The sequence below is a fragment of the Pseudomonas sp. R3-57 genome, assembly GCF_051132065.1.
In the GTDB taxonomy this organism is placed as follows: domain Bacteria; phylum Pseudomonadota; class Gammaproteobacteria; order Pseudomonadales; family Pseudomonadaceae; genus Aquipseudomonas.
On sequence record NZ_CP071655.1, the window covers coordinates 5,757,457 to 5,779,258 of the forward strand.

A 21,802-nucleotide genomic window follows, 5' to 3' on the forward strand; every position below is an offset into this window, starting at 1 on the left:
AAGGGGGGCGCGGATTATAGCGGAAATTGCTCAAGGTTTAACCAGTTAATATGCAGAACGTTTTGCACGCACCAAAACAGGTCGTTTTCGATTTGCTCCGCCACATTAAAGGGCGATATTTTCGCAATCAGGCCGATTGAAGCCTTTATAAGCATGAAATTGGGGCAAAAAACCCATGCTGGGGCACTGGCATGCAATTTGCTCCCTTGTGAGGCAGGTTGCCTTGGCAGAGTATTCGCGCCGGCATCACCCAACTTTAAGGGCATCCACTACTAGCCCTAAGCCACCCGGAGGACAGTATGTCGAAGACGGTTCAACTCATCAAAGATCATGACGTCAAATGGATTGATCTGCGCTTCACGGACACCAAAGGCACTCAGCACCACGTGACCATGCCGGCTCGCGATGCGCTGGATGAAGACTTCTTCGAAGTCGGCAAGATGTTCGACGGTTCCTCCATCGCTGGCTGGAAAGGCATCGAAGCCTCCGACATGATCCTGATGCCGGTTGACGAAACTGCCGTGCTTGACCCGTTCACCGAAGACGCCACCCTGATCCTGGTGTGCGACATCATCGAACCTTCGAGCATGCAAGGCTACGACCGCGACCCGCGTGCGATCGCCAAGCGCGCCGAAGAACACCTGAAAGCCACCGGTATCGGTGACACCGTGTTCGCCGGTCCAGAGCCTGAGTTCTTCATCTTTGACTCGGTGAAATTCAAGTCGGACATCTCCGGCTCGATGTTCAAGATCTACTCCGAGCAAGGTTCGTGGATGTCCGACCAGGACGTCGAAGGTGGCAACAAAGGTCACCGTCCAGGCGTCAAGGGTGGCTACTTCCCGGTTCCGCCGTTCGACCACGACCACGAAATCCGTACCTCCATGTGCAACGCACTGGAAGAAATGGGCCTGACCGTTGAAGTTCACCACCACGAAGTGGCGACTGCCGGCCAGAACGAAATCGGCGTCAAGTTCAACACCCTGGTGAAGAAAGCCGACGAAACCCAGACCCTGAAGTACGTCGTCCACAACGTTGCTGACGCATACGGCCGCACCGCGACCTTCATGCCGAAGCCACTGTACGGCGACAACGGTTCGGGCATGCACGTACACATGTCGATCTGGAAAGACGGCAAGAACACCTTCGCCGGTGAAGGCTATGCCGGCCTGTCCGATACCGCTCTCTACTTCATCGGCGGCATCATCAAGCACGGTAAGGCCCTGAACGGCTTCACCAACCCGGCCACCAACTCGTACAAGCGTCTGGTGCCAGGTTTCGAAGCGCCGGTCATGCTGGCCTACTCGGCTCGCAACCGTTCCGCTTCGATCCGTATTCCTTACGTGTCGAGCCCGAAAGCCCGCCGTATCGAAGCACGCTTCCCGGATCCGGCTGCCAACCCGTACCTGGCCTTCGCCGCACTGCTGATGGCTGGTCTGGACGGCATCCAGAACAAAATCCACCCAGGCGATGCGGCCGACAAAAACCTGTACGACCTGCCGCCTGAAGAGGCGAAAGAGATCCCACAGGTTTGCGGCAGCCTGAAAGAAGCCCTGGAAGAGCTGGACAAGGGCCGCGCGTTCCTGACCAAGGGCGGCGTATTCTCCGACGACTTCATCGACGCTTACATCGCGCTGAAATCGGAAGAAGAAATCAAGGTGCGCACCTTCGTACACCCACTGGAATATGAGCTGTACTACAGCTGCTGATCCGGTAGCGCTGCGTAAAGCGTGACAAAAAAGGCTTCCTTCGGGAGGCCTTTTTTATTGCAGATCAAAAGCCCCTCACCCTGGCCCTCTCCCAGAGGGAGAGGGGACTGATCGCCGTGTTCTTCAAATCCGGAGTTCACATGGCATTCAGGCCGCTGGATGTCGCGCAAACAACTCGGTCGGTCCCCTCTCCCTTTGGAAGAGGGTTAGGGTGAGGGGGACTACCTGACCTGCACCGGGCTGGGCCAACCGCCTCCGCTGTCCTATGCTGCTACCCATCGCTCTCAATCCCGGTCGATTTCATGGGTCGTACCTTCCTCTACATTCTGCTGCTGATCGCCCTGCCCGCCGCTGCGCAGATCTACAAGTACACCGACGCCAACGGCAACACGGTCTACAGCGATCATTCGCCGGACGGCGTGAAGGCGCAGCCGGTCGAGCTGCCGCCGTTGAACCGTGTCGAGCCGCAAGCGCCGAGCACGCCGCCCGCGCCTGATGCCGAGATGCCACAGCCGCCGCATAAAGCCTACGAAATCCTTGAACTGGCCGGCCTGCCCACGGAAGAAGCGTTGCGCGCCAACAACGGTACTTTCACCGTCAACGTGCTGATCAAGCCGCGCCTGCAGCCGCCGCATCAATTAAGACTGGTACTCGACGACGAACCCTACGGCCAGCCAAGCAACGTGCCGAGCCTGCAACTGGTCAACGTCGACCGCGGCGAACATCGGCTTGCGGTGCAGGTGATCGACGGCCAGACCGTGATTCAGCAAAGCCCACCCGCAGTCTTCACCGTGCAGCGGGTGCATCGACCATGAAAGTTGCCTGCCTGATCCTGTGCCTGCTCGCCCTGCCCGCTTCGGCGGAGGTGTTCACCTATATCGATGCCCACGGCAATCGCGTCTACACCGACCAACCGCGCGGCAACGCCAAGCGTGTGCCGATCGCTACCAGCAATCGCATGCCTGCCACCCCGACCGCCGCCGCCCCGAGTAACCAAACCAGGAACGCCACACCGCAGCCACCGTTTCATTACGACATGCTGCGGGTTCTGGTGCCCGAGCCCGATGCGACCATCCGCAGCAGTGCCGGAGAACTGATTGTCAGCATCACCAGCGAGCCCGGCTTGCAGCAAGGCCACCGCTATCGCTTGTTGCTGGACGGAAAGCCAACCGGCGAACCCGGCCTGAGCCCGGTCTTCCCGCTGAGCAATATCGATCGCGGCAGCCACAACCTGTCGGCAGAAATTCTCGATGCCGAGGGCCGCACCGTCGAACGCACCGCCAACCAGCCCTTCCACATGCTGCGCATTTCGCTGGCGCAGAAACGTCAGGTCAAACCCTGCACCAAAGACGATTACGGCGTGCGGCCGGAATGCCCATTGAAAGACAAACCTGAAAAACCGAAAAACCCCTTCCTGCGCTTCTTCTGACGCTACCGAACGATGCGCACTGTATTGGTGCGCTAAGCTGCACCCTACTCAAATTCCAACCCATTTTGGTTCGAAACTTCCCGATGGAGCTGGCTTCGTGCCATACAAACGCGCGTCAAACGCCTGTTTCAGGCGTTAAACGCTTCTTTTCGGAGCCTTGGTTTGGTTTTTGCATTTTCCCGGTATCAGCGCTTAGTTCTCGCGCACGCCTTGCTCCAAAAGGGGTCCAGATGACCATAAGCGACGCAATCCATCGTTTGCTGCTCGACAACCTGACCACCGCGACCATCCTGCTCGACGCGCAATTGCGCCTCGAGTACATGAACCCGGCGGCGGAAATGCTGCTGGCCGTCAGCGGTCAGCGCAGCCATGGCCAGTTCATCAGCGAGCTGTTCACCGAATCCCCCGAGGCGCTCAATTCCCTGCGCCAGGCGGTCGAGCAAGCGCATCCGTTCACCAAGCGCGAAGCGATGCTCACCGCGCTGACCGGCCAGACGCTGACCGTGGATTACGCGGTAACGCCGATCCTCAGCAATGGCGAAACCCTGCTTTTGCTGGAAGTCCACCCGCGTGACCGCTTGCTGCGGATCACCAAGGAAGAGGCTCAGCTGTCCAAGCAGGAAACCAGCAAGATGCTGGTGCGCGGCCTCGCCCATGAAATCAAGAATCCACTCGGCGGGATTCGTGGCGCCGCGCAATTGCTGGCCCGCGAACTGCCGGAAGACAGCCTGCGCGACTACACCAACGTGATCATTGAAGAGGCCGACCGCCTGCGCAATCTCGTCGACCGCATGCTCGGTTCCAACAAGCTGCCGTCACTGGCGATGTGCAACGTCCACGAAGTACTCGAACGCGTCTGCCAACTGGTCGAAGCCGAAAGCCAGGGTTGCATCACCTTGGTGCGCGACTATGACCCGAGCATTCCGGACGTATTGATCGACCGCGAGCAAATGATCCAGGCCGTATTGAACATCGTGCGCAACGCGATGCAGGCGATCAGCAGCCAGAACGAGCTGCGTCTGGGCCGCATCAGCCTGCGCACCCGTGCCATGCGCCAGTTCACCATCGGCCATATCCGCCATCGCCTGGTGACCAAGATCGAAATCATCGACAACGGCCCGGGCATCCCTGCGGAACTGCAGGAAACCATTTTCTTTCCGATGGTCAGCGGGCGCCCGGACGGTACCGGGCTGGGCCTGGCCATTACCCAGAACATCATCAGTCAGCATCAGGGCCTGATCGAGTGTGAGAGCCATCCAGGCCACACGACGTTCTCGATCTTCCTGCCACTGGAACAAGGAGCCACATCGACATGAGCCGTAGTGAAACCGTGTGGATCGTCGATGACGACCGTTCTATCCGTTGGGTTCTGGAAAAGGCCTTGCAACAGGAAGGCATGACCACGCAGAGCTTCGACAGCGCCGATGGCGTGATGAGTCGTCTGGCGCGGCAGCAGCCGGACGTGATCATTTCCGACATTCGCATGCCCGGCGCCAGCGGTCTGGACCTGTTGGCGCGGATTCGCGAACAGCACCCGCGGTTGCCGGTGATCATCATGACCGCTCACTCCGATCTGGACAGCGCGGTCGCCTCGTATCAGGGCGGCGCGTTTGAATACTTGCCGAAGCCGTTCGATGTCGACGAGGCCGTTTCGCTGGTCAAGCGTGCCAATCAGCACGCTCAGGAACAGCAAGGACTGGAAGTCGTACCGGCATTGACCCGCACCCCGGAAATCATCGGCGAAGCGCCGGCGATGCAGGAAGTGTTTCGCGCCATTGGCCGCTTGAGCCATTCCAACATCACCGTGCTGATCAACGGCGAATCCGGTACCGGTAAAGAGCTGGTCGCCCACGCCCTGCACCGTCACAGCCCACGCGCGGCGTCGCCGTTCATTGCGCTGAACATGGCAGCGATCCCCAAGGATCTGATGGAGTCGGAGCTGTTCGGCCATGAGAAAGGCGCCTTCACCGGCGCCGCCAACTTGCGTCGCGGTCGTTTTGAACAGGCGGATGGCGGCACACTGTTCCTCGATGAAATCGGCGACATGCCGGCCGACACCCAGACGCGTCTGTTGCGCGTGCTGGCTGACGGCGAGTTCTATCGGGTAGGCGGGCATGTGCCGGTCAAGGTCGACGTGCGCATCATCGCCGCGACACACCAGAACCTGGAAACCCTGGTGCATGCCGGCAAATTCCGTGAGGACTTGTTCCACCGCCTCAACGTGATCCGCATCCACATCCCGCGCCTGTCGGATCGTCGCGAAGACATCCCGACCCTGGCCAAACACTTCCTCAGCCGCGCCGCGCAGGAACTTGCGGTCGAGCCGAAGCTGCTGAAAAGCGAGACCGAGGAATACCTGAAAAACCTGCCATGGCCGGGCAATGTGCGTCAGCTGGAGAACACGTGCCGCTGGATCACGGTGATGGCTTCCGGGCGCGAAGTGCACATCAGCGACTTGCCGCCAGAACTGCTGAATCTGCCGCAGGATTCGGCGCCGGTGACCAACTGGGAGCAGGCGCTGCGTCAGTGGGCCGATCAGGCTCTGGCGCGTGGTCAGTCGAGTCTGCTCGACAGCGCGGTACCGGCGTTCGAGCGGATCATGATCGAAACGGCTTTGAAACATACGGCGGGCCGCCGACGTGATGCTGCGGTGTTGCTGGGTTGGGGGCGTAATACCCTGACGCGCAAGATCAAGGAATTGGGGATGAAGGTTGATGGTGGCGATGATGATGAGGGGGAAGAAGGATAAAGCTTCGTTCGCTTGAGATTGTCGGTGTATTCGAGATCCAGTCCCCTCGCCCCGGCCCTCTCCGAATGGGAGAGGGAGCAGATCACGGGCGCTTTCAAAGCTTGAGTTCGGCTCGGTATTTCAGGTCGGCGTAACTTGACCGGGCAACTCGGTCAGTCCCCTCTCCCTTCGGGAGAGGGTTAGGGTGAGGGCCACCGTGCACCGCATCAATGCACAATGACCCGTGATCGCGCACAGCCGTATCGCCACAACCACTCCTGAAAACACTGAAGAACCCTTTATTCAAAAACGCGAAAGCCCCGATTTCCGGGGCTTTCACGTTCCTGACCAAGCATTTTGTTACAGCAAATGAGAATCTGGCACGCCCCCTGCAATATCTCTTACAGGTGATTCGTTTCACCACCCGTTTCGGGGACCTTGGTACAGGCAGGCCTGGGATTCCCCTCTTTACATCGGGCCCATGTCGCAACGCGACGAGCTCACCCTTTTGGGATCCTTGGTACAGGCAGGCCGGGGGTTCCCTCTTTACACCGGACCGACGCTCACAGCGAAGTCCGCCCCTTTTGGGAACCCTGATACAGGCAGGTCAGGGATTCCCGCTTTTACTCCTCCCGCCCGGTTCGAGGCTCAATCGAGCTTCGGACGCTTGGGCAGATGATGCAGGGGCTGATTCTGCCGTGTACTGTCGTACGTGCGTATTTCTTCTTCCAGCTTTTCCAGCATTCCTACTGGGCTCGGTTCTTCAGCCAAAATCTGATTCAGTCGCAACTGCTCGTCTACATCAGCCTTGTCGTATATCTCGAGAAACGACCAGACGCGCCGCTGCAATAGCGGCCGCTCAACGTAAAACTCCGGCGTACGGCTCAGCTTCTTCAGACCTCTGGCAAGATGGCTGACGCTGCCCCAGAGTTGTAGCTTTCGAGCCAATTGCTCTGCCGGGACATGTTGCAGCCAAAGATTGGCCGACAAATCAGAACTTTCTGTTCCCAGCCAAATGTCGTTACCTGTCTGGTTACGTGCATATAGCAGCCGGCGGAGGGAGGCCGGATCAGTTATTGGATTGCCGATGAGATTGAAACCGGCTCTGAGTTCAACGGATGCCGGGATCGCTGTGATTCGATTGTTCGCCAGATTCAATACTTTTTCTGGAATCATCGAGGTAATACCCTCGGGAAATCCGTCTAGCCCCATGTGGGAAAGATCCAGTTCCTGCAGCGCTGTCATAGCTTTTAATGAGGGTGCGGCATATATCGGATTGTCACCCAGTTTTAAAACTTCCAGCTTCGACGGACCATTGCCGGCATCAAGCCCGGAAGGAAGACGGCGTATTCCAGTCCGCGTCAGATCCAACACACGTAACTCGGTCATGCCGGTCAAGTCCGGTTCCACTGGCGAATAATCAGCCCAGTGTTGCACAGGCTCCCCTGGGCGCCACGGACCGGCATGCTCGGTCAACACTGTGACCTGTGTATCCACCAACCTCAACACTTGCAGTCTGCTCAGGCCCCTCAACGAAAAACCTGCCGGCAAGTTGCAATTCTGCAGATTCAGCTCCCGTAACCGGGTAAGCCCTGTCAACTGCCCTGCAAAGCTTGATTCCATACTGAATCTTGATTGAGCTGCCTGGAACATGAACAACCCGCTCCCGGCATTTGTCATCACCTGGCTTGATATCGTCAGACTTTCAATGTTGGGAAACTGCCTGAAAAAAACCGCTGCATCCAGCGGAGCATGCCCCTTCAAAGTGAGAGAAACGACTGCGCTGAATCTCAACGAAAGCAGCTTGTCGACCGGCCATAACGTGAGATTTATATCCAGCTTGTAACCTGACAGTCGCCCGTCGCTATAGACTCGCTGATCAGGCTGGCCGTGCCACTCGTACACTTGCCGCAGCTTGCCCCACATATCCAACGCCTGCTGCATCTGCCCGTCATAAGCCATACGAGGCTCGTGGTACGGGATGCGGATGTGTTCGATGTCCAGCTGAGGCGAACCACGCTGGATACGCTGGAGTTCGGCATCCGCCACATCCTTGTCATCGAACCGGGCGATAAAAGCGTCCGCATCAAGATCGCTTGCTTGCGAAAGATACTTTTTGACCTGCGCGCGCGTGGTTCGCTCAACCAACTGGCGCGGATACCAATGACCGCTGGCGACGTCGCGTAGCAATACCGGGCCCGATGGCAGCAATTCGCTTGGGCGCCGGGCGCGATATAAACCGGTGGCGGGATCCGCAGCGACAAGAACCAGATCGCCGTTGGCCAGGTCAGCATATATGCGACGGTTGATCAGCCGCAGACCATCATCGTTGATTTGTGGAAGGATCGCCCGGGCATTGGTGGCGTAATCGTCCAGCGATAACAGGGGCGGAGGACGATGAACCGCAGTGGGTGAGGCGTGAACCTCCACGACCGCGACAGGGCCAACTGCATCGCGGCCTGACTCACTGGATGATCCGGCCCGCGGCTGCAAATTATCCTGAGCGCTACTTGAGTCGGCGCTTCTGCGACCCGACTGACCGGACAGCGACTGATCCGCGTCAGCCGACCGATTCGCGCTGGCGGGGACGTCAACGTGGTTACCGCCACCACGAGGTGGTTTGACTGGCATATCTTTCTTCCTTGAAAAGTCGCTCTGCGTTCATGCGAGAGGCGAGGGTTTCGGCATCCTGCCGTTTGAAGGAGAGAACGATAGCGTGAGGCGGTGTTCGTTGGAGACGGGAAAGAGAGACGCTTGCAGTGGGAAATGACGCCATAAGGCGTCGGAGTGAACAGCGAGAAGAGGTTATCCGCTAGGGCTCGCTCAAGCGGATCTCCAGGCGCCAGCGGTCGTCCACCTCGCTGCCGACCCACTGGCCTTTTAACGGCCGTGCCGCCAGCACCGTCAATAGCAAGCCACCGTCACTCTTGCGTGTGCGCCAGTTGACGTCCCGGCCATTGAGTTTCAGCTGACCTTTTTGCGCGTGCCCTTCAGCCTGAAACAGCAGCGCCACGCTGCCGTCGATGATCTCGCCATGCAGCTTCGGTTCGTTGTTGAACCACACCACCAGACCGCCATCGGTCACCTCGACCTGCTGCAACTCGCTGGGGTCCGGAGTGGTCAGGCGACCGATCATCAGGCCGACCATCAAGCCGACAATCGCCAATGAACCGATTACCCGCGGGAATAGTTTCGAACGGTTGTCCACAGGCGGCGTAGAATGCCGCTCATCTTTACCTTCGGAGCCGTGCATGTTTCACGTCATCCTTTTTCAACCAGAAATTCCGCCGAATACCGGCAACGTTATCAGGCTGTGCGCCAACAGCGGCTGCCACCTGCATTTGATCGAACCGCTGGGTTTCGAGATGGACGACAAGCGCCTGCGCCGCGCCGGTCTCGACTACCACGAATATGCCACGCTGCAACGTCATGCGGATCTGGCCAGCTGTCTGGAAAGCCTCGGCAACCCGCGCTTGTTCGCCTTTACCACCAAAGGCTCACGGCCGTTTCACGATGCGGCGTTCGTGCCGGGCGATGCGTTCATCTTCGGCCCGGAAAGCCGCGGTTTACCCGCCGAGGTGCTCGATGCGCTGCCCGCCGAACAGCGCCTGCGCCTGCCGATGCGCGAAGGCTGCCGCAGCCTGAACCTGTCCAACACCGTTGCGGTCGCCGTGTACGAAGCCTGGCGCCAGAACGACTTTAGATAACAGCGCAAAACAAATGTGGGAGCGAGCCTGCTTGCGATGACGGAGTGTCAGGCGACATCGATATGTCTGACAAACCGCCATCGCGAGCAGGCTCGCTCCCACATGGGTGAGGCTGAACCGTTATTGAACGGTTGGCGTCTCGCCGCTTTCCTGCATGCGCTGCAGCTCTTGCGCGTACAGGGCGTCGAAGTTCACCGGGGCCAGCATCAGTGCCGGGAACGAACCACGGGTGACCAGGCTGTCGAGGGTTTCGCGCGCGTACGGGAACAGGATGTTCGGGCAGAACGCACCCAGGGTGTGGCTCATCGAAGCGGCGTCGAGATTCTTGATCAGGAAAATACCGGCCTGTTGCACTTCAGCGATGAAGGCGACTTCTTCACCGTTTTTCACGGTTACGGACAGGGTCAGCACGACTTCAAAGAAATCGCCTTCCAGCGCTTTCTGGCGGGTGTTCAGATCCAGCGCGACCGCCGGGTCCCATTGCTGGCGGAAGATCGCCGGGCTTTTCGGGGCTTCGAAGGACAGGTCGCGAACGTAGATGCGCTGCAAGGAGAATTGCGGTGCGGTTTCTTCTTCGCTGGCTGCAGTGTTCTGTTGGTCAGTCATCTCAGATCCTTATCGATCTTGGGTCTTTTAGGGAGTGCTGTACGTGGGTGCAGCCGTTCAGCCCTTGAGCAACGCGTCGAGTTTGCCGGCGCGCTCCAGAGCATATAAATCATCACAACCGCCGATGTGCTTTTCGCCGATCCAGATCTGCGGCACGGACGTGCGTCCGGCCTTTTTGGTCATCTCGGCGCGCAGCTGCGGCTTGCCATCGACCTTGATCTCTTCGAAGGCCACGCCTTTGCTGGCGAGCAGGTGCTTGGCGCGCGAGCAGTAAGGGCAGTAATCGCTGGAGTAGACGACGACGTGGCTCATATCACTTCACCAATGGCAGGTTGTCGCCTTTCCAGCTGGAAATCCCGCCGGACAGCTTGGCCGCAGTGAAGCCGGATTTCATCAGCTCGCGGGCGTGAGTACCAGCAGTCTGACCAAGGGCGTCGACCAGAATGATGGTCTTGGACTTGTGCTTTTCCAGCTCGCCGGTACGGGCAGCCAGTTTGTCCTGCGGAATGTTCACCGCACCGACGATGTGGCCAGCGGCGTAATCCTTGGCCGGACGGATGTCCACCACTACGCCTGCGTCCTTGTTGACCAGTGCGGTCAGTTCGCCGGTGCTCAGGCTTTTACCGCCGCCCTGCATCGTGTGCGCCAGCAACAGAGCCAGCAGTACGACGAAGATACCGACAAGAATGTAGTGGTTAGTGGCAAATTCAATCAGGTGAGCAACCATCGAAGGAGGTTCCAGGGCGTTAAAATGTCGGCCAGTATACACAGCCACTATGGTCGGCCAAACCCCGTCCGGCGGTGACGCGGTCGGAACTTCGCTTTAAACTCCAACTCCGTTTTGCATCGCCCTCTTCTTTATCAGCCACGAGTGGATTCCATGACGACTACGCCTAAACCTTTGGTCCTGATGATTCTCGACGGCTTCGGTCACAGCGACAGCCCCGAATCGAACGCCGTGTTCGCGGCGAAAAAACCGGTTCTCGATCGCCTCTGGGCCACAGTGCCGAACGGCTTGATCTCGGGCAGCGGCATGGACGTCGGCCTGCCGGACGGGCAGATGGGCAACTCCGAAGTCGGCCACATGAACCTCGGCGCCGGGCGCGTGGTGTATCAGGACTTCACCCGCGTGACCAAAGCGATCCGCGACGGTGAGTTCTTCGAGAACCCGACCATCTGCGCCGCTGTGGATAAAGCCGTGGCTGCCGGCAAGGCCGTGCATTTCATGGGCCTGCTGTCGGATGGCGGCGTGCACAGCCACCAGGATCACCTGATCGCCATGGCTGAACTGGCGTTCAAGCGCGGCGCGGAAAAAATCTACCTGCACGCTTTTCTCGATGGCCGCGATACGCCGCCGAAAAGTGCTGCCTCGTCGATCGAACTGCTCGACGCGACTTTCCAGGCACTCGGCAAGGGCCGCATCGCCAGCATCATCGGTCGTTATTTCGCCATGGACCGTGACAACCGCTGGGATCGCGTCGCTCAGGCCTACAACCTGATCGTCGACGGCAACAGCGAATTCCACGCTGCCACCGCTCAGGAAGGTCTTGAAGCCGCCTACGCGCGCGGCGAGAGCGATGAATTCGTCAAAGCCACGACCATCGGTGAACCGGTCAAAGTCGAAGACGGCGACGCCGTGGTGTTCATGAACTTCCGTGCCGACCGCGCCCGCGAGCTGACTCGCGTTTTCGTTGAAGACGATTTCAAGGATTTCGAGCGCGCCCGTCAGCCGAAACTGGCCGGTTTTGTCATGCTCACCCAATACGCCGCAAGCATCCCGGCACCATCTGCCTTCGCCGCTGGCACCCTGGAAAACGTCCTGGGTGATTATCTGGCGAAAAATGGCAAGACCCAGCTGCGCATCGCTGAAACCGAGAAGTACGCCCACGTGACCTTCTTCTTCTCTGGCGGTCGTGAAGAACCGTTCCCCGGCGAAGAGCGCATCCTGATTCCGTCGCCGAAAGTCGCGACCTACGACTTGCAGCCGGAAATGAGCGCACCCGAGGTGACCGACCGCATTGTCGACGCCATCGAAAACCAGCGTTACGACGTGATCGTGGTCAACTACGCCAACGGCGATATGGTCGGCCACAGCGGCGTGTTCGACGCAGCGGTCAAGGCTGTGGAATGCCTGGACACCTGCGTCGGGCGCATCGTTGAAGCACTGGAAAAAGTCGGCGGCGAAGCGCTGATCACCGCTGACCACGGCAACGTCGAGCAGATGGCCGACGAATCCACCGGCCAGGCGCACACCGCGCACACCACCGAGCCGGTGCCGTTCATTTATGTCGGCAAGCGCGACCTCAAGGTGCGTGAGGGTGGCGTGCTGGCGGATGTAGCGCCGACCATGCTGATGCTGCTGGGCCTGGAAAAACCGGCGGAGATGACCGGGACTTCGATCCTGGTCTGATCAGAAGCCGGAAAACACCGCAAAACCCTGTGGGAGCTGGCTTGCCAGCGATAGCAATCTGACAGCCAACATCTCTGTTGAATGTGCAGCCGCCATCGCTGGCAAGCCAGCTCCCACAGTGGTTTGTGCGGGTTTCGGAGATGATTTTCAGCGGTATCTCCAGCCAGTTATCACACAGCCCCAATTGGGCGTTTTTTTTGCAGCCTCGGGCGGGCATACTAGGCCGTCCCTTACCCTGGTGCCGCCCGCCCCTATGCTTCGCGTCCTGATCGCCCTTGCTCTGACCTGTCTGCTCCAGCCGGCCTTCGCCGACGAGCGCGCGCAAACCCAACAGCAGTTGGACGCCACGCGTCAGGATATCGCCGAGCTGAAAAAGCTCCTGGGCAAGCTGCAGGAAGAAAAATCCGGCGTGCAGAAAGAGCTCAAGGGCACCGAAACCGAGATGGGCAAGCTGCAGAAGCAGGTCGATGCCCTGCAGAAAGAATTGCAGAAAAGCGAATCCGAGCTGCAGCGGCTCGATGCAGAGAAAAAAAAACTCCAGAGCGCGCGCACTGAACAGCAGCGACTGATCGCCATTCAGGCCCGAGCGGCCTATCAGAACGGCCGGCAGGAATACCTCAAGCTGCTGCTCAACCAGCAGAACCCCGAGAAATTCGCCCGCACCCTGACCTATTACGACTACCTGAGCCAGGCCCGCCTGGAACAGCTGAAGAATTTCAACGAAACCCTGCGCCAACTGGCCAATGTCGAAAAGGACATCGGCTTGCAGCAGGCGCAGTTGCTGGTGCAGAAAAGCGACCTCGACACTCAGCGCGAAGCCCTCGAGAAAGTCCGCAAGGAGCGCCAGCAGGTGCTTGCCAAGCTCAATGACGATGTGAAAGCGCGCGACCAAAAACTTGCCGCCCGCGAGCAGGATCAGGCAGACCTGTCTAAAGTCCTTAAAACCATCGAAGAAACCCTGGCCCGCCAGGCTCGTGAGGCAGAAGAAGCGCGGCAGAAAGCGCTGATCGCCCAGCAGGAAGCGGAAAAAAAGCGCTTGCGTGAGGCGCAGGCTGACAACAGCGACGCCCCACGAAAACCCGTCAGATCAACCCCCGGCGCCTTGGTGTCCAGCAGCGGCGAGACGTTTGGCGGGCCTTTTGCTGCAACCCGGGGAAAACTTCCATGGCCGGTTGATGGTCGATTACTCGCACGCTTCGGTGAAAGCCGCGGCGACGATGCCCGCACCAAGTGGGACGGCGTGATGATCAGCGCCTCCGCTGGCAGTCAGGTGCATGCCGTCCATGGCGGTCGCGTGGTGTTCGCCGACTGGCTGCGCGGTGCCGGGCTGTTGGTGATCCTCGATCACGGCAATGGCTTTTTGAGTCTGTACGGCCACAACCAGACGCTGCTCAAGTCGGCGGGTGATGTGGTCAAAGCGGGTGAGTCGATCTCCACTGTCGGTAACAGTGGCGGTCAGGACACGCCAGCGCTGTATTTCGCAATTCGTCAGCAGGGTCACCCGAGTGATCCGGCGCAATGGTGTCGTGCGCAAGGATAAGCGCCGCATCTAATTCAGGAGTTCGTTCGACATGCTGCATTTGTCCCGCCTTACCTCGCTGGCCCTGACGATCGCCCTAGTGATCGGCGCGCCTCTGGCGTTCGCCGCGCAACCGGCCCCGACCGTCGCTCCGGCAGGCACTGCCGCGACCGCCAAGGCACCGCTGCCGCTGGAAGAGCTGCGCACCTTCGCCGAGGTCATGGACCGGATCAAAGCCGCGTACGTCGAACCTGTGGACGACAAGACCCTGCTGGAAAATGCGATCAAGGGCATGCTCAGCAACCTTGACCCGCATTCGGCTTACCTGGGCCCGGAAGATTTCACCGAATTGCAGGAAAGCACCAGCGGTGAATTCGGCGGCCTGGGCATCGAAGTCGGCGCCGAGGATGGCTTCATCAAGGTCGTCTCGCCGATCGATGACACTCCGGCGTCGAAGGCCGGCATTCAGGCTGGCGACTTCATCGTCAAGATCAACGGCCAGCCGACACGCGGCCAGACCATGACCGAAGCCGTCGACAAGATGCGCGGCAAGATCGGTCAGAAAATCACCCTCACCCTGGTCCGCGATGGCGGTACGCCGTTCGACGTGACCCTGGCGCGTGCGGTGATTCAGGTCAAGAGCGTCAAGGCACAGCTGCTCGAATCGGGTTACGGCTACATCCGCATTACCCAGTTCCAGGTCAAGACCGGTGACGAAGTCTCCAAGGCGCTGGCCAAGCTGCGCAAGGACAACGGCAAGAAGCTCAACGGCATCATTCTTGACCTTCGCAACAACCCGGGCGGCGTGCTGCAATCGGCGGTGGAAGTGGTCGACCACTTCATCACCAAAGGCCTGATCGTTTACACCAAGGGCCGCATCGCCAACTCCGAACTGCGCTTCTCGGCGACCGGCAAGGACGAAAGCGAAGCAGTGCCGATGGTCGTGCTGATCAACGGCGGCAGCGCCTCGGCGTCGGAAATCGTCGCCGGCGCCTTGCAGGATCAGAAACGCGCGGTGGTCATGGGCACCACCAGCTTCGGCAAAGGCTCGGTGCAAACCGTGCTGCCGCTGAACAACGATCGCGCACTGAAAATCACCACCGCGCTTTACTTCACGCCGAATGGCCGTTCGATTCAGGCACAGGGCATCGTCCCGGACATCGAAGTGCGCCGCGCGAAGATCACCAACGAAGCCGACAGCGAATACTTCAAGGAGGCCGATCTGCAGGGCCACCTGGGCAACGGCAACGGCGGCGCGGACAAACCGACCGGCTCTGGCGGCAAGGCCAAAGCCATGCCACAGGATGACGATTACCAGTTGGCCCAGGCCCTGAGCCTGCTCAAAGGGCTGAGCATCACGTCCGGCCGTTGAGGATGTCGCTGCGTTTTCTGTTCGTTCTGTTGTGCTGCCTGGCGGGTGCTGTTCACGCAGAGCCCGCCAGCCCGAAACCGCACAAAGCCTACCTGACGCTGATCATCGATGACCTGGGGCAAAACCTGCCCCGGGATCGTCGCGTGCTCGCCCTGCCCGGTCCGGTGACAACGGCAATCATGCCGGACACCCCGCACGCCACCGAGTTTGCTCGCGAGGCCCATCGCGCCGGCAAGATCGTCATCTTGCACATGCCAATGGACCCGGCCACCGGGCCTTATGCCTGGCACCCGGAACTGCCGATTGAAGAGCTCGAAAAACGCCTCAACGCCGCCTTCGAAAAAGTCCCGTTTACCGCCGGCATCAACAACCACATGGGCAGCCGCATGACTGCACAACCCGCGGCAATGGCGTGGTTGATGGGCGAGTTGCAACGCCGTCATAAATTCTTCGTCGACAGCCGCACCAGCGCGCAAACGGTCGCTGCGCAGCAAGCGCAGAAAATCGATCTGGCGAGTGTCTCGCGAGACGTATTCCTTGATGACGAACGCACGGAATCGGCGATCGCCACGCAGTTGCAGACGGCGATCAGCCTGGCGCACAAGCAGGGTTCGGCGGTAATGATCGGTCATCCGTACCCGCAGACCCTCGCGGTGCTCGAGCGTGAATTGCCGAAACTGAAGGCCCAGGGCATCGACTGGATCGATATCCGCCAAATGATTAGCGTACGCAGCAACCGCGCCATGGCCGCGCACGGTAAAGACGGCGCTTATCGGTAATAACCGGTTACTTTGCACTGACCGCGCAACACCCTACGCAATACATAGTTAACGCCAGCCATCTGGCCCAATTCCGGAAAGTGAGACCTGCACCAGGTCGCGACGCCCTTGCGTCGCTTTTCAACTATCAGGAATTGCAATGACTACTCATGACAATAGCGCTTTGCCTCCCGCGCACCCGCAACCCATCCGAAACGACAACTTGCTGATCAGCTTTACAACTGAATTTCTGCGCATTTGGGACACCTCCGGTTCTCGGGCAACACCGGCCGCTTTCTGGCGCCCCGTGCCGGCCGCCGATGTGCTGCCGGGTTATTTTCCGTTGGGCGATGTGGTCATCGACGGCAATCAGAACATCACCGGAAAACATGTGGTGGCCGTGGTTCGAGAGGCTGAAACGCTCGGTATCGATCCCACCAAAGGCACAGCATTGCAGCGCCCGGACGACTACGAGTTGGTCTGGCGAGACTCCGGCTCAGGGTCAAGGAAGGACGGCGCAATCTGGAAACCTGTTCCCCCGCAAGGGTACGTGGCACTGGGTTGGGTTTGCTCCGACGGCCACGAAAAACCTTCTTTCAACGCTGTTCGTTGCGTGCGCGCCGACCTGTTGACCGCTGCCGGCCTGAGTGAAGCGGTATGGTCTGACAGGGGCAGCGGTGCTCGGCAAAGCATCAGCCTGTGGAGCGCGATAACGCCAGCGGCTCGACCCGATGAGATCCACCTGGCGCCCGGTACTTTCATCGGGGTGAACAGCTATACCAGACCGGCGAATTTCGTTGTCCATGCCTTGCGCATTCCCATCTTGATGGAGTCCACTCCACGACCTGCCGTGCCGGTTCTGGAAAATGCAAAACCGCCGGTCATGCCGCTGCCCGGGCAACCCACCTTCACCGCTCGACTGCCGTGGTTCACGATAAAAGATCCACAGCTCACGCCTCCTCAGCAATTTCGCCAATCACCTGAATACCTGCTGCAGCGTACGGACCATCATCAACTGGTGGGGCATTGTCACAACGAGGAAAACACAAACAAGACCGTGCGCTGGACCGCGCCACGTCTACAGAAAACCGAAAGCCTGCGCACGTTTGCCAACGCCACTTCGATCGAGTTCGGCGCGCAGTGGCAAAGCAATCTGCCCCGCCCCTTTGTGTTCTCGGCGCGACTGAACAATGATTTTGCCCAGTGCGAAAGCCACTCCAACGAATGGCTTAACCCGGCACCCATCGAGGTCGCAGCCATCGTGCCCCGAAAAAGCTCAATGGCGGTTTATCTGACGCAGAGTGATTACACGCTGCTGCGCACGGACGGCACGCAGGTCGGTAGCAAGATCAGCTACACCGATGGGAAAAATCTGCACTTGAGCCAAAACTCGACGCCGCCGCTGAGTGAAACAGTCGTGCCCACTGAGGCATCGCCTGTTCACGAGGCGAGTAACGAATCCACAGGCGTGCCGGCAGTAGCGGAGTGACCGCCACTACAGATACCGCCCCATGATCTCGTCGACCACACCTTCTTTGCGCAGTTGATCCAGCGCGGCCTGCAACCTGGCGACCACTTCATCGGGAACATCCTTGTTCAGCGCCAGATAAAGTTCTGCGCTGTTGAAGCGCAGCACGGTTTTCAGGCCGCTGACACCCTCCTGCCGGGCCAGATAACGCCCGGCGGGATCGCCGGTGGCCCACAGATCGATCTGCCCGTTGACCAGTTTCTTCGCATTGTCCTGATCGCGCAGCACTACGATCGGCTTCAGACCTTGCTTGGCCAGGGTCTCGGCGATGGCGTCGCCCTTGTAGGCACCGATCCTGTATTTGCGCGCGTCTTCCAGCGTGTCGAGGGTGATCTTGCTGTCCGCCTTGGCCAACAGAATCCAGTCGTCCGGCCCGATCGGACCGACCCATTTGAAGAGTTTTTCGCGATCCGGCAGACGCGCCATGACGAAGGCGCCGTAACCGGGGTTTTCCAGGGCAAGTTTGTACACACGCTCCCAAGGAAAGCGCAGCGTCAGGCTGTAGGTGAGGCCGGCACGCTGGAACATTTCGCGCACGATATCGGTAGCAATGCCGCTGATGTTCTCGCCCTGGGCGAAGTTCTTGCCGTTTTTCGCCATGTTGTACGGCGGGAAGTTTTCGGTGAGCAGCACCAGATCGGTGTCGGGAGCGTTTTCGGCGCGGGCGGTGTGGATGAGCAACATCGAGGCGCTGGCGAGAACGAGAAGCAGGCGTTTGATCATGTCGGGCTACCGGATTCCATGGCGTGCCCAAGAGTGCCTTGGGTGCGCCATGGTGTCCACTGGCCTGTACCTTTTCGCGTTGCGACTAGCGCATCACGATGCCGCGTTTGGCCATATACGCCTTGGCTTCCTGCACGGTGTATTCGCCGAAATGGAAAATACTCGCCGCCAACACGGCGCTGGCGTGACCTTCGAGGATGCCGTCGGCCAGATGCTGCAGGTTGCCGACACCGCCGGAAGCGATCACCGGGATACCCAGCGCGTCACTGATTGCGCGGGTCACGCCGAGGTCGAAGCCGTTTTTCATGCCGTCCTGATCCATGCTGGTCAGGAGAATTTCACCGGCACCGAGGCCTTCCATTTTCTTCGCCCACTCGACCGCGTCGAGGCCGGTTGGCTTGCGCCCGCCATGGGTGAAAATCTCCCAGCGCGGGGTTTCGCCGGGGCCGGAAACCTTTTTCGCGTCGATGGCAACGACGATGCACTGCGAGCCGAAATGCTGCGCCGCTTCACCGACGAATTCCGGATTGAACACGGCGGCGGTATTGATCGACACCTTGTCCGCGCCGGCATTGAGCAGGTTGCGGATGTCCTGCACGGTGCGCACGCCACCGCCGACGGTCAGCGGGATGAACACCTGGCTGGCCATGCGCTCAACGGTATGCAGCGTGGTATCACGGCCATCGACGCTGGCAGTGATGTCGAGAAAGGTAATCTCGTCGGCACCCTGCTCGTCGTAGCGACGGGCGATTTCCACCGGGTCACCGGCGTCGCGGATGTTCTCGAACTTCACACCTTTGACGACCCGGCCGTTGTCCACGTCCAGGCAAGGGATGATGCGTTTGGCTAACGCCATGGGCTTAATCTCCGATTAAGAGTTGCAAGCTTCAAGCTACTAGCTGCAAGAAAGAGCCGATCGCGGTCGAGTTTCTAACTTGCAGCTTGCAGCTTACAACTTGGAGCTGGTCGCGTAGCTGTCGCAGAAAGCCTGAGCCTCTGCCACATCCAGTGTGCCCTCATAAATCGCGCGACCCGTGATGGCGCCGATAATGCCCGGTGCCTTGGCGTCGAGCAGCGACTTGATGTCACCCAGATTGTGGATGCCGCCGGAGGCGATCACCGGGATCTTCGTCGCCGCCGCCAGTGCCGCGGTGAACGGTACGTTGCAGCCCTGCATCATGCCGTCTTTGGCGATGTCGGTATAAACGATCGACGAGACGCCGTCGGCTTCAAACTGCTTGGCCAGGTCAATGACCTGCACGGTGCTGATTTCTGCCCAGCCATCGGTGGCGACGAAACCGTCCTTGGCGTCGAGGCCGACGATGATCTTGCCCGGAAAGGCGCGGCAGGCTTCGGCGACGAAGGCCGGATCTTTCACGGCTTTGGTGCCGATGATCACGTAGCTGACGCCAGCCTTGACGTAATGCTCGATGGTTTCCAGCGAACGGATGCCGCCGCCGATCTGGATCGGCAGGTTCGGGTAGCGCTTGGCGATCGCCGTGACCACTTCGCCGTTGACCGGCTGGCCTTCGAAAGCGCCGTTCAGATCGACCAGATGCAGACGGCGGCAACCGCCCTCCACCCACTTGGCAGCCATGCTCACCGGGTCATCGGAGAACACCGTGGAATCTTCCATGCGGCCCTGGCGCAGACGTACGCAGGCACCGTCCTTGAGATCGATAGCGGGAATAATCAGCATGCTTTTTCCTTCGTCAAAGAGCTGCAAGCTGCAAGCTATAAGCTGCAAGCACGCATGTGTGACAGTTTCTTGCAGCTGGTAGCTTGAAGCTCGCCGCTGCTCCTAATTTTTTTCGAGCGCCCACAGGTCGCTTTCGATGCTTTCAAACCGCTCTTTGAGATGGGTCTGCACATCGAAAATCGCCCTGTTGTAATAGTGCGGAGCAATTTCGCGGGTAAACAGCTCAAGAATTTCCGCCGCTTCGAACGAACCCAGGTCCAGTTCGAAACGGTCTTCCATGAACCGCTGAATCTTGCGATTGGCCTCGCTCTCCTGTTCGGGAGTGAGGGTCAGAATCGGCGGTCTGGACTTCTTGGCGGCCATTTACCAGCGACCGTCCCACGCGGCGAAGTTCTGCAGCAACTGCAGGCCATGGGTATGGCTTTTCTCCGGGTGGAACTGCACGGCGAAGCGCGAGCCATCGGCCAGCGCTGCGGCGAAATCGACACCGTAGTGACCGCCACCCACCACCTGCCGCGCGTTGGCGGCGGCGATGTAGTAGCTGTGCACGAAGTAGAAACGCGCCATGTCCGGAATGTCATGCCACAGCGGGTGGCTGACCTTCTGCTTTACCTCGTTCCAGCCCATGTGCGGGACTTTCAGGTGCTCGCCGTCTTCATGCAGGTCTTTGCCGAAGAATTTCACCGCACCGGGAAACAGGCCGATGCAGTCGACGCCATCGTTCTCTTCGCTGGTATCGAGCAAGGCTTGCATGCCGACACAGATGCCGAGAAACGGGCGATCCTGGCTGACTTCGCGCACCAGCGAGTCGAAACCCAGGCGACGGATCTCCGCCATGCAATCGCGAATCGCGCCCACACCGGGAAACACCACGCGGTCGGCTTCGCGGATCACGTCCGCATCGCTGGTGATCAGCACCTTGCCGGCGCCGACATGTTCCAGCGCCTTGGCCACCGAGTGCAGGTTGCCCATGCCGTAGTCGATAACTGCGACCGTCTGCATTACAGCACGCCTTTGGTCGAAGGCATCTGCCCGGCCATGCGCTCGTCCAGCTCGACGGCCATGCGCAGCGCGCGGCCGAAAGCCTTGAACACGGTTTCGATCTGGTGGTGAGTGTTGGTACCGCGCAGGTTGTCGATGTGCAGGCTGACCAGTGCATGATTGACGAAGCCCTGGAAGAATTCCTGGAACAGGTCAACGTCGAAGCCGCCCACGGTAGCGCGGGTGTACGGTACGTGCATCTGCAGACCCGGGCGACCGGAGAAATCGATCACCACGCGTGACAGCGCTTCATCGAGCGGCACGTAGGCGTGGCCGTAGCGACGGATGCCTTTCTTGTCGCCGATGGCTTTGGCGAACGCCTGGCCGAGGGTGATACCGACGTCTTCCACCGTGTGGTGGTCGTCGATATGCAGATCGCCCTTGCATTCGATATCCAGGTCGATCAACCCGTGACGGGCGATCTGATCCAGCATGTGCTCAAGAAAAGGAACACCGATATCGAATCGGGCCTTTCCGGTGCCATCAAGGTTGATCGAGGCTTTGATCTGGGTTTCCAGAGTGTCGCGCTCGACAGACGCCTTACGTTCGGCCATCACCAGCTCCGCAAAATCATTG

Annotated in this window: 22 protein-coding genes; 11 read left to right on the forward strand and 11 right to left on the reverse strand. The window is 59.6% G+C overall.

Annotated elements, in window-relative coordinates; all coding sequences use genetic code 11:
* The first annotated feature begins 299 nt into the window (after positions 1-299).
* The 5 genes from glnA (at position 300) to ntrC (ending at position 5,884) form a co-directional block, all read left to right on the forward strand.
* Positions 300-1,706: a type I glutamate--ammonia ligase gene (gene glnA / locus J3P93_RS25795; protein WP_186552128.1), complete on the forward strand. Its 1,407-nt coding sequence runs from the start codon at positions 300-302 to the stop codon at positions 1,704-1,706.
* A 302-nt stretch (positions 1,707-2,008) separates the two neighbouring features.
* Entirely contained in the window at positions 2,009-2,521 is a 513-nt protein-coding gene (locus J3P93_RS25800) for a DUF4124 domain-containing protein (RefSeq protein WP_434593301.1), read from the forward strand.
* The gene (locus J3P93_RS25805; RefSeq protein ID WP_434593303.1) at positions 2,518-3,135 is read left to right on the forward strand and encodes a DUF4124 domain-containing protein; all 618 of its coding nucleotides are present in this window, start codon (positions 2,518-2,520) and stop codon (positions 3,133-3,135) included. The genes J3P93_RS25800 and J3P93_RS25805 overlap by 4 nt, the downstream gene beginning before the upstream one ends.
* Before the next feature lie 230 nt (positions 3,136-3,365).
* Positions 3,366-4,451 (forward strand): nitrogen regulation protein NR(II), encoded by a 1,086-nt coding sequence (gene glnL / locus J3P93_RS25810; protein WP_090280248.1) that lies wholly within the window; start codon positions 3,366-3,368, stop codon positions 4,449-4,451.
* Entirely contained in the window at positions 4,448-5,884 is a 1,437-nt protein-coding gene (gene ntrC / locus J3P93_RS25815; RefSeq protein WP_093105931.1) for a nitrogen regulation protein NR(I), read from the forward strand. Before glnL ends, ntrC begins: the two co-directional genes overlap by 4 nt.
* Positions 5,885-6,511: 627 nt before the next feature.
* On the opposite strand, the gene J3P93_RS25820 is transcribed toward ntrC, so the two are convergent.
* Complete coding sequence (locus J3P93_RS25820; protein WP_434593307.1) at positions 6,512-8,494, reverse strand: leucine-rich repeat domain-containing protein; 1,983 nt, start codon at positions 8,492-8,494, stop codon at positions 6,512-6,514.
* 181 nt (positions 8,495-8,675) lie between these two features.
* The gene (locus J3P93_RS25825; RefSeq protein ID WP_434593310.1) at positions 8,676-9,116 is read right to left on the reverse strand and encodes a hypothetical protein; all 441 of its coding nucleotides are present in this window, start codon (positions 9,114-9,116) and stop codon (positions 8,676-8,678) included.
* Between J3P93_RS25825 and trmL the strand changes: the two genes are divergently transcribed.
* Complete coding sequence (gene trmL, locus J3P93_RS25830) at positions 9,115-9,570, forward strand: tRNA (uridine(34)/cytosine(34)/5-carboxymethylaminomethyluridine(34)-2'-O)-methyltransferase TrmL (RefSeq protein WP_093105940.1); 456 nt, start codon at positions 9,115-9,117, stop codon at positions 9,568-9,570. The two genes, J3P93_RS25825 and trmL, sit on opposite strands and share 2 nt — an antisense overlap.
* A gap of 120 nt (positions 9,571-9,690) precedes the next feature.
* Here trmL and secB read toward each other — a convergent pair whose 3' ends face one another.
* The 3 genes from secB to J3P93_RS25845 are packed head-to-tail and all read right to left on the reverse strand — an operon-like array spanning position 9,691 to position 10,903.
* Entirely contained in the window at positions 9,691-10,176 is a 486-nt protein-coding gene (gene secB / locus J3P93_RS25835) for a protein-export chaperone SecB (RefSeq protein ID WP_064117041.1), read from the reverse strand.
* Between the two features lie 57 nt (positions 10,177-10,233).
* A complete protein-coding gene (gene grxC, locus J3P93_RS25840) occupies positions 10,234-10,488 on the reverse strand; it encodes a glutaredoxin 3 (RefSeq protein WP_090280239.1) in 255 nt (84 codons plus the stop codon).
* A 1-nt stretch (position 10,489) separates the two neighbouring features.
* Complete coding sequence (locus J3P93_RS25845) at positions 10,490-10,903, reverse strand: rhodanese-like domain-containing protein (RefSeq protein ID WP_332765559.1); 414 nt, start codon at positions 10,901-10,903, stop codon at positions 10,490-10,492.
* 153 nt (positions 10,904-11,056) lie between these two features.
* On the opposite strand from J3P93_RS25845, the gene gpmI reads away from it, so the two are divergent.
* The 5 genes from gpmI (at position 11,057) to J3P93_RS25870 (ending at position 17,724) form a co-directional block, all read left to right on the forward strand.
* Positions 11,057-12,586 carry a 2,3-bisphosphoglycerate-independent phosphoglycerate mutase gene (gene gpmI, locus J3P93_RS25850; RefSeq protein ID WP_434593315.1) on the forward strand — a complete coding sequence of 510 codons (1,530 nt, stop codon included), beginning with the start codon at positions 11,057-11,059 and terminating at the stop codon, positions 12,584-12,586.
* A gap of 253 nt (positions 12,587-12,839) precedes the next feature.
* Complete coding sequence (locus J3P93_RS25855) at positions 12,840-14,126, forward strand: murein hydrolase activator EnvC family protein (RefSeq protein WP_090280229.1); 1,287 nt, start codon at positions 12,840-12,842, stop codon at positions 14,124-14,126.
* 31 nt (positions 14,127-14,157) lie between these two features.
* Positions 14,158-15,477: a S41 family peptidase gene (locus tag J3P93_RS25860; RefSeq protein WP_093105959.1), complete on the forward strand. Its 1,320-nt coding sequence runs from the start codon at positions 14,158-14,160 to the stop codon at positions 15,475-15,477.
* A 2-nt stretch (positions 15,478-15,479) separates the two neighbouring features.
* Complete coding sequence (locus J3P93_RS25865) at positions 15,480-16,256, forward strand: divergent polysaccharide deacetylase family protein (RefSeq protein WP_434593319.1); 777 nt, start codon at positions 15,480-15,482, stop codon at positions 16,254-16,256.
* Positions 16,257-16,395: 139 nt separating this feature from the next.
* Positions 16,396-17,724 carry a Vps62-related protein gene (locus tag J3P93_RS25870; protein ID WP_434593322.1) on the forward strand — a complete coding sequence of 443 codons (1,329 nt, stop codon included), beginning with the start codon at positions 16,396-16,398 and terminating at the stop codon, positions 17,722-17,724.
* Positions 17,725-17,730: 6 nt separating this feature from the next.
* Here the strand turns inward: J3P93_RS25870 and J3P93_RS25875 are convergent, their stop codons facing one another.
* The 6 genes from J3P93_RS25875 to hisB form a co-directional block, all read right to left on the reverse strand.
* Entirely contained in the window at positions 17,731-18,486 is a 756-nt protein-coding gene (locus J3P93_RS25875) for a substrate-binding periplasmic protein (RefSeq protein WP_434593325.1), read from the reverse strand.
* Positions 18,487-18,571: 85 nt separating this feature from the next.
* A complete protein-coding gene (gene hisF, locus J3P93_RS25880) occupies positions 18,572-19,342 on the reverse strand; it encodes an imidazole glycerol phosphate synthase subunit HisF (RefSeq protein WP_007909211.1) in 771 nt (256 codons plus the stop codon).
* Between the two features lie 93 nt (positions 19,343-19,435).
* The gene (gene hisA / locus J3P93_RS25885) at positions 19,436-20,185 is read right to left on the reverse strand and encodes a 1-(5-phosphoribosyl)-5-[(5-phosphoribosylamino)methylideneamino]imidazole-4-carboxamide isomerase (protein ID WP_090280206.1); all 750 of its coding nucleotides are present in this window, start codon (positions 20,183-20,185) and stop codon (positions 19,436-19,438) included.
* 102 nt (positions 20,186-20,287) lie between these two features.
* Positions 20,288-20,548 carry a DUF2164 domain-containing protein gene (locus tag J3P93_RS25890; RefSeq protein ID WP_339448188.1) on the reverse strand — a complete coding sequence of 87 codons (261 nt, stop codon included), beginning with the start codon at positions 20,546-20,548 and terminating at the stop codon, positions 20,288-20,290.
* Positions 20,549-21,187: an imidazole glycerol phosphate synthase subunit HisH gene (gene hisH / locus J3P93_RS25895; protein WP_025110934.1), complete on the reverse strand. Its 639-nt coding sequence runs from the start codon at positions 21,185-21,187 to the stop codon at positions 20,549-20,551.
* On the reverse strand, positions 21,187-21,780 hold the full coding sequence (gene hisB, locus J3P93_RS25900) for an imidazoleglycerol-phosphate dehydratase HisB (protein WP_007909204.1): 594 nt from the start codon (positions 21,778-21,780) through the stop codon (positions 21,187-21,189). The genes hisH and hisB overlap by 1 nt, the downstream gene beginning before the upstream one ends.
* Positions 21,781-21,802 lie beyond the last annotated feature (22 nt).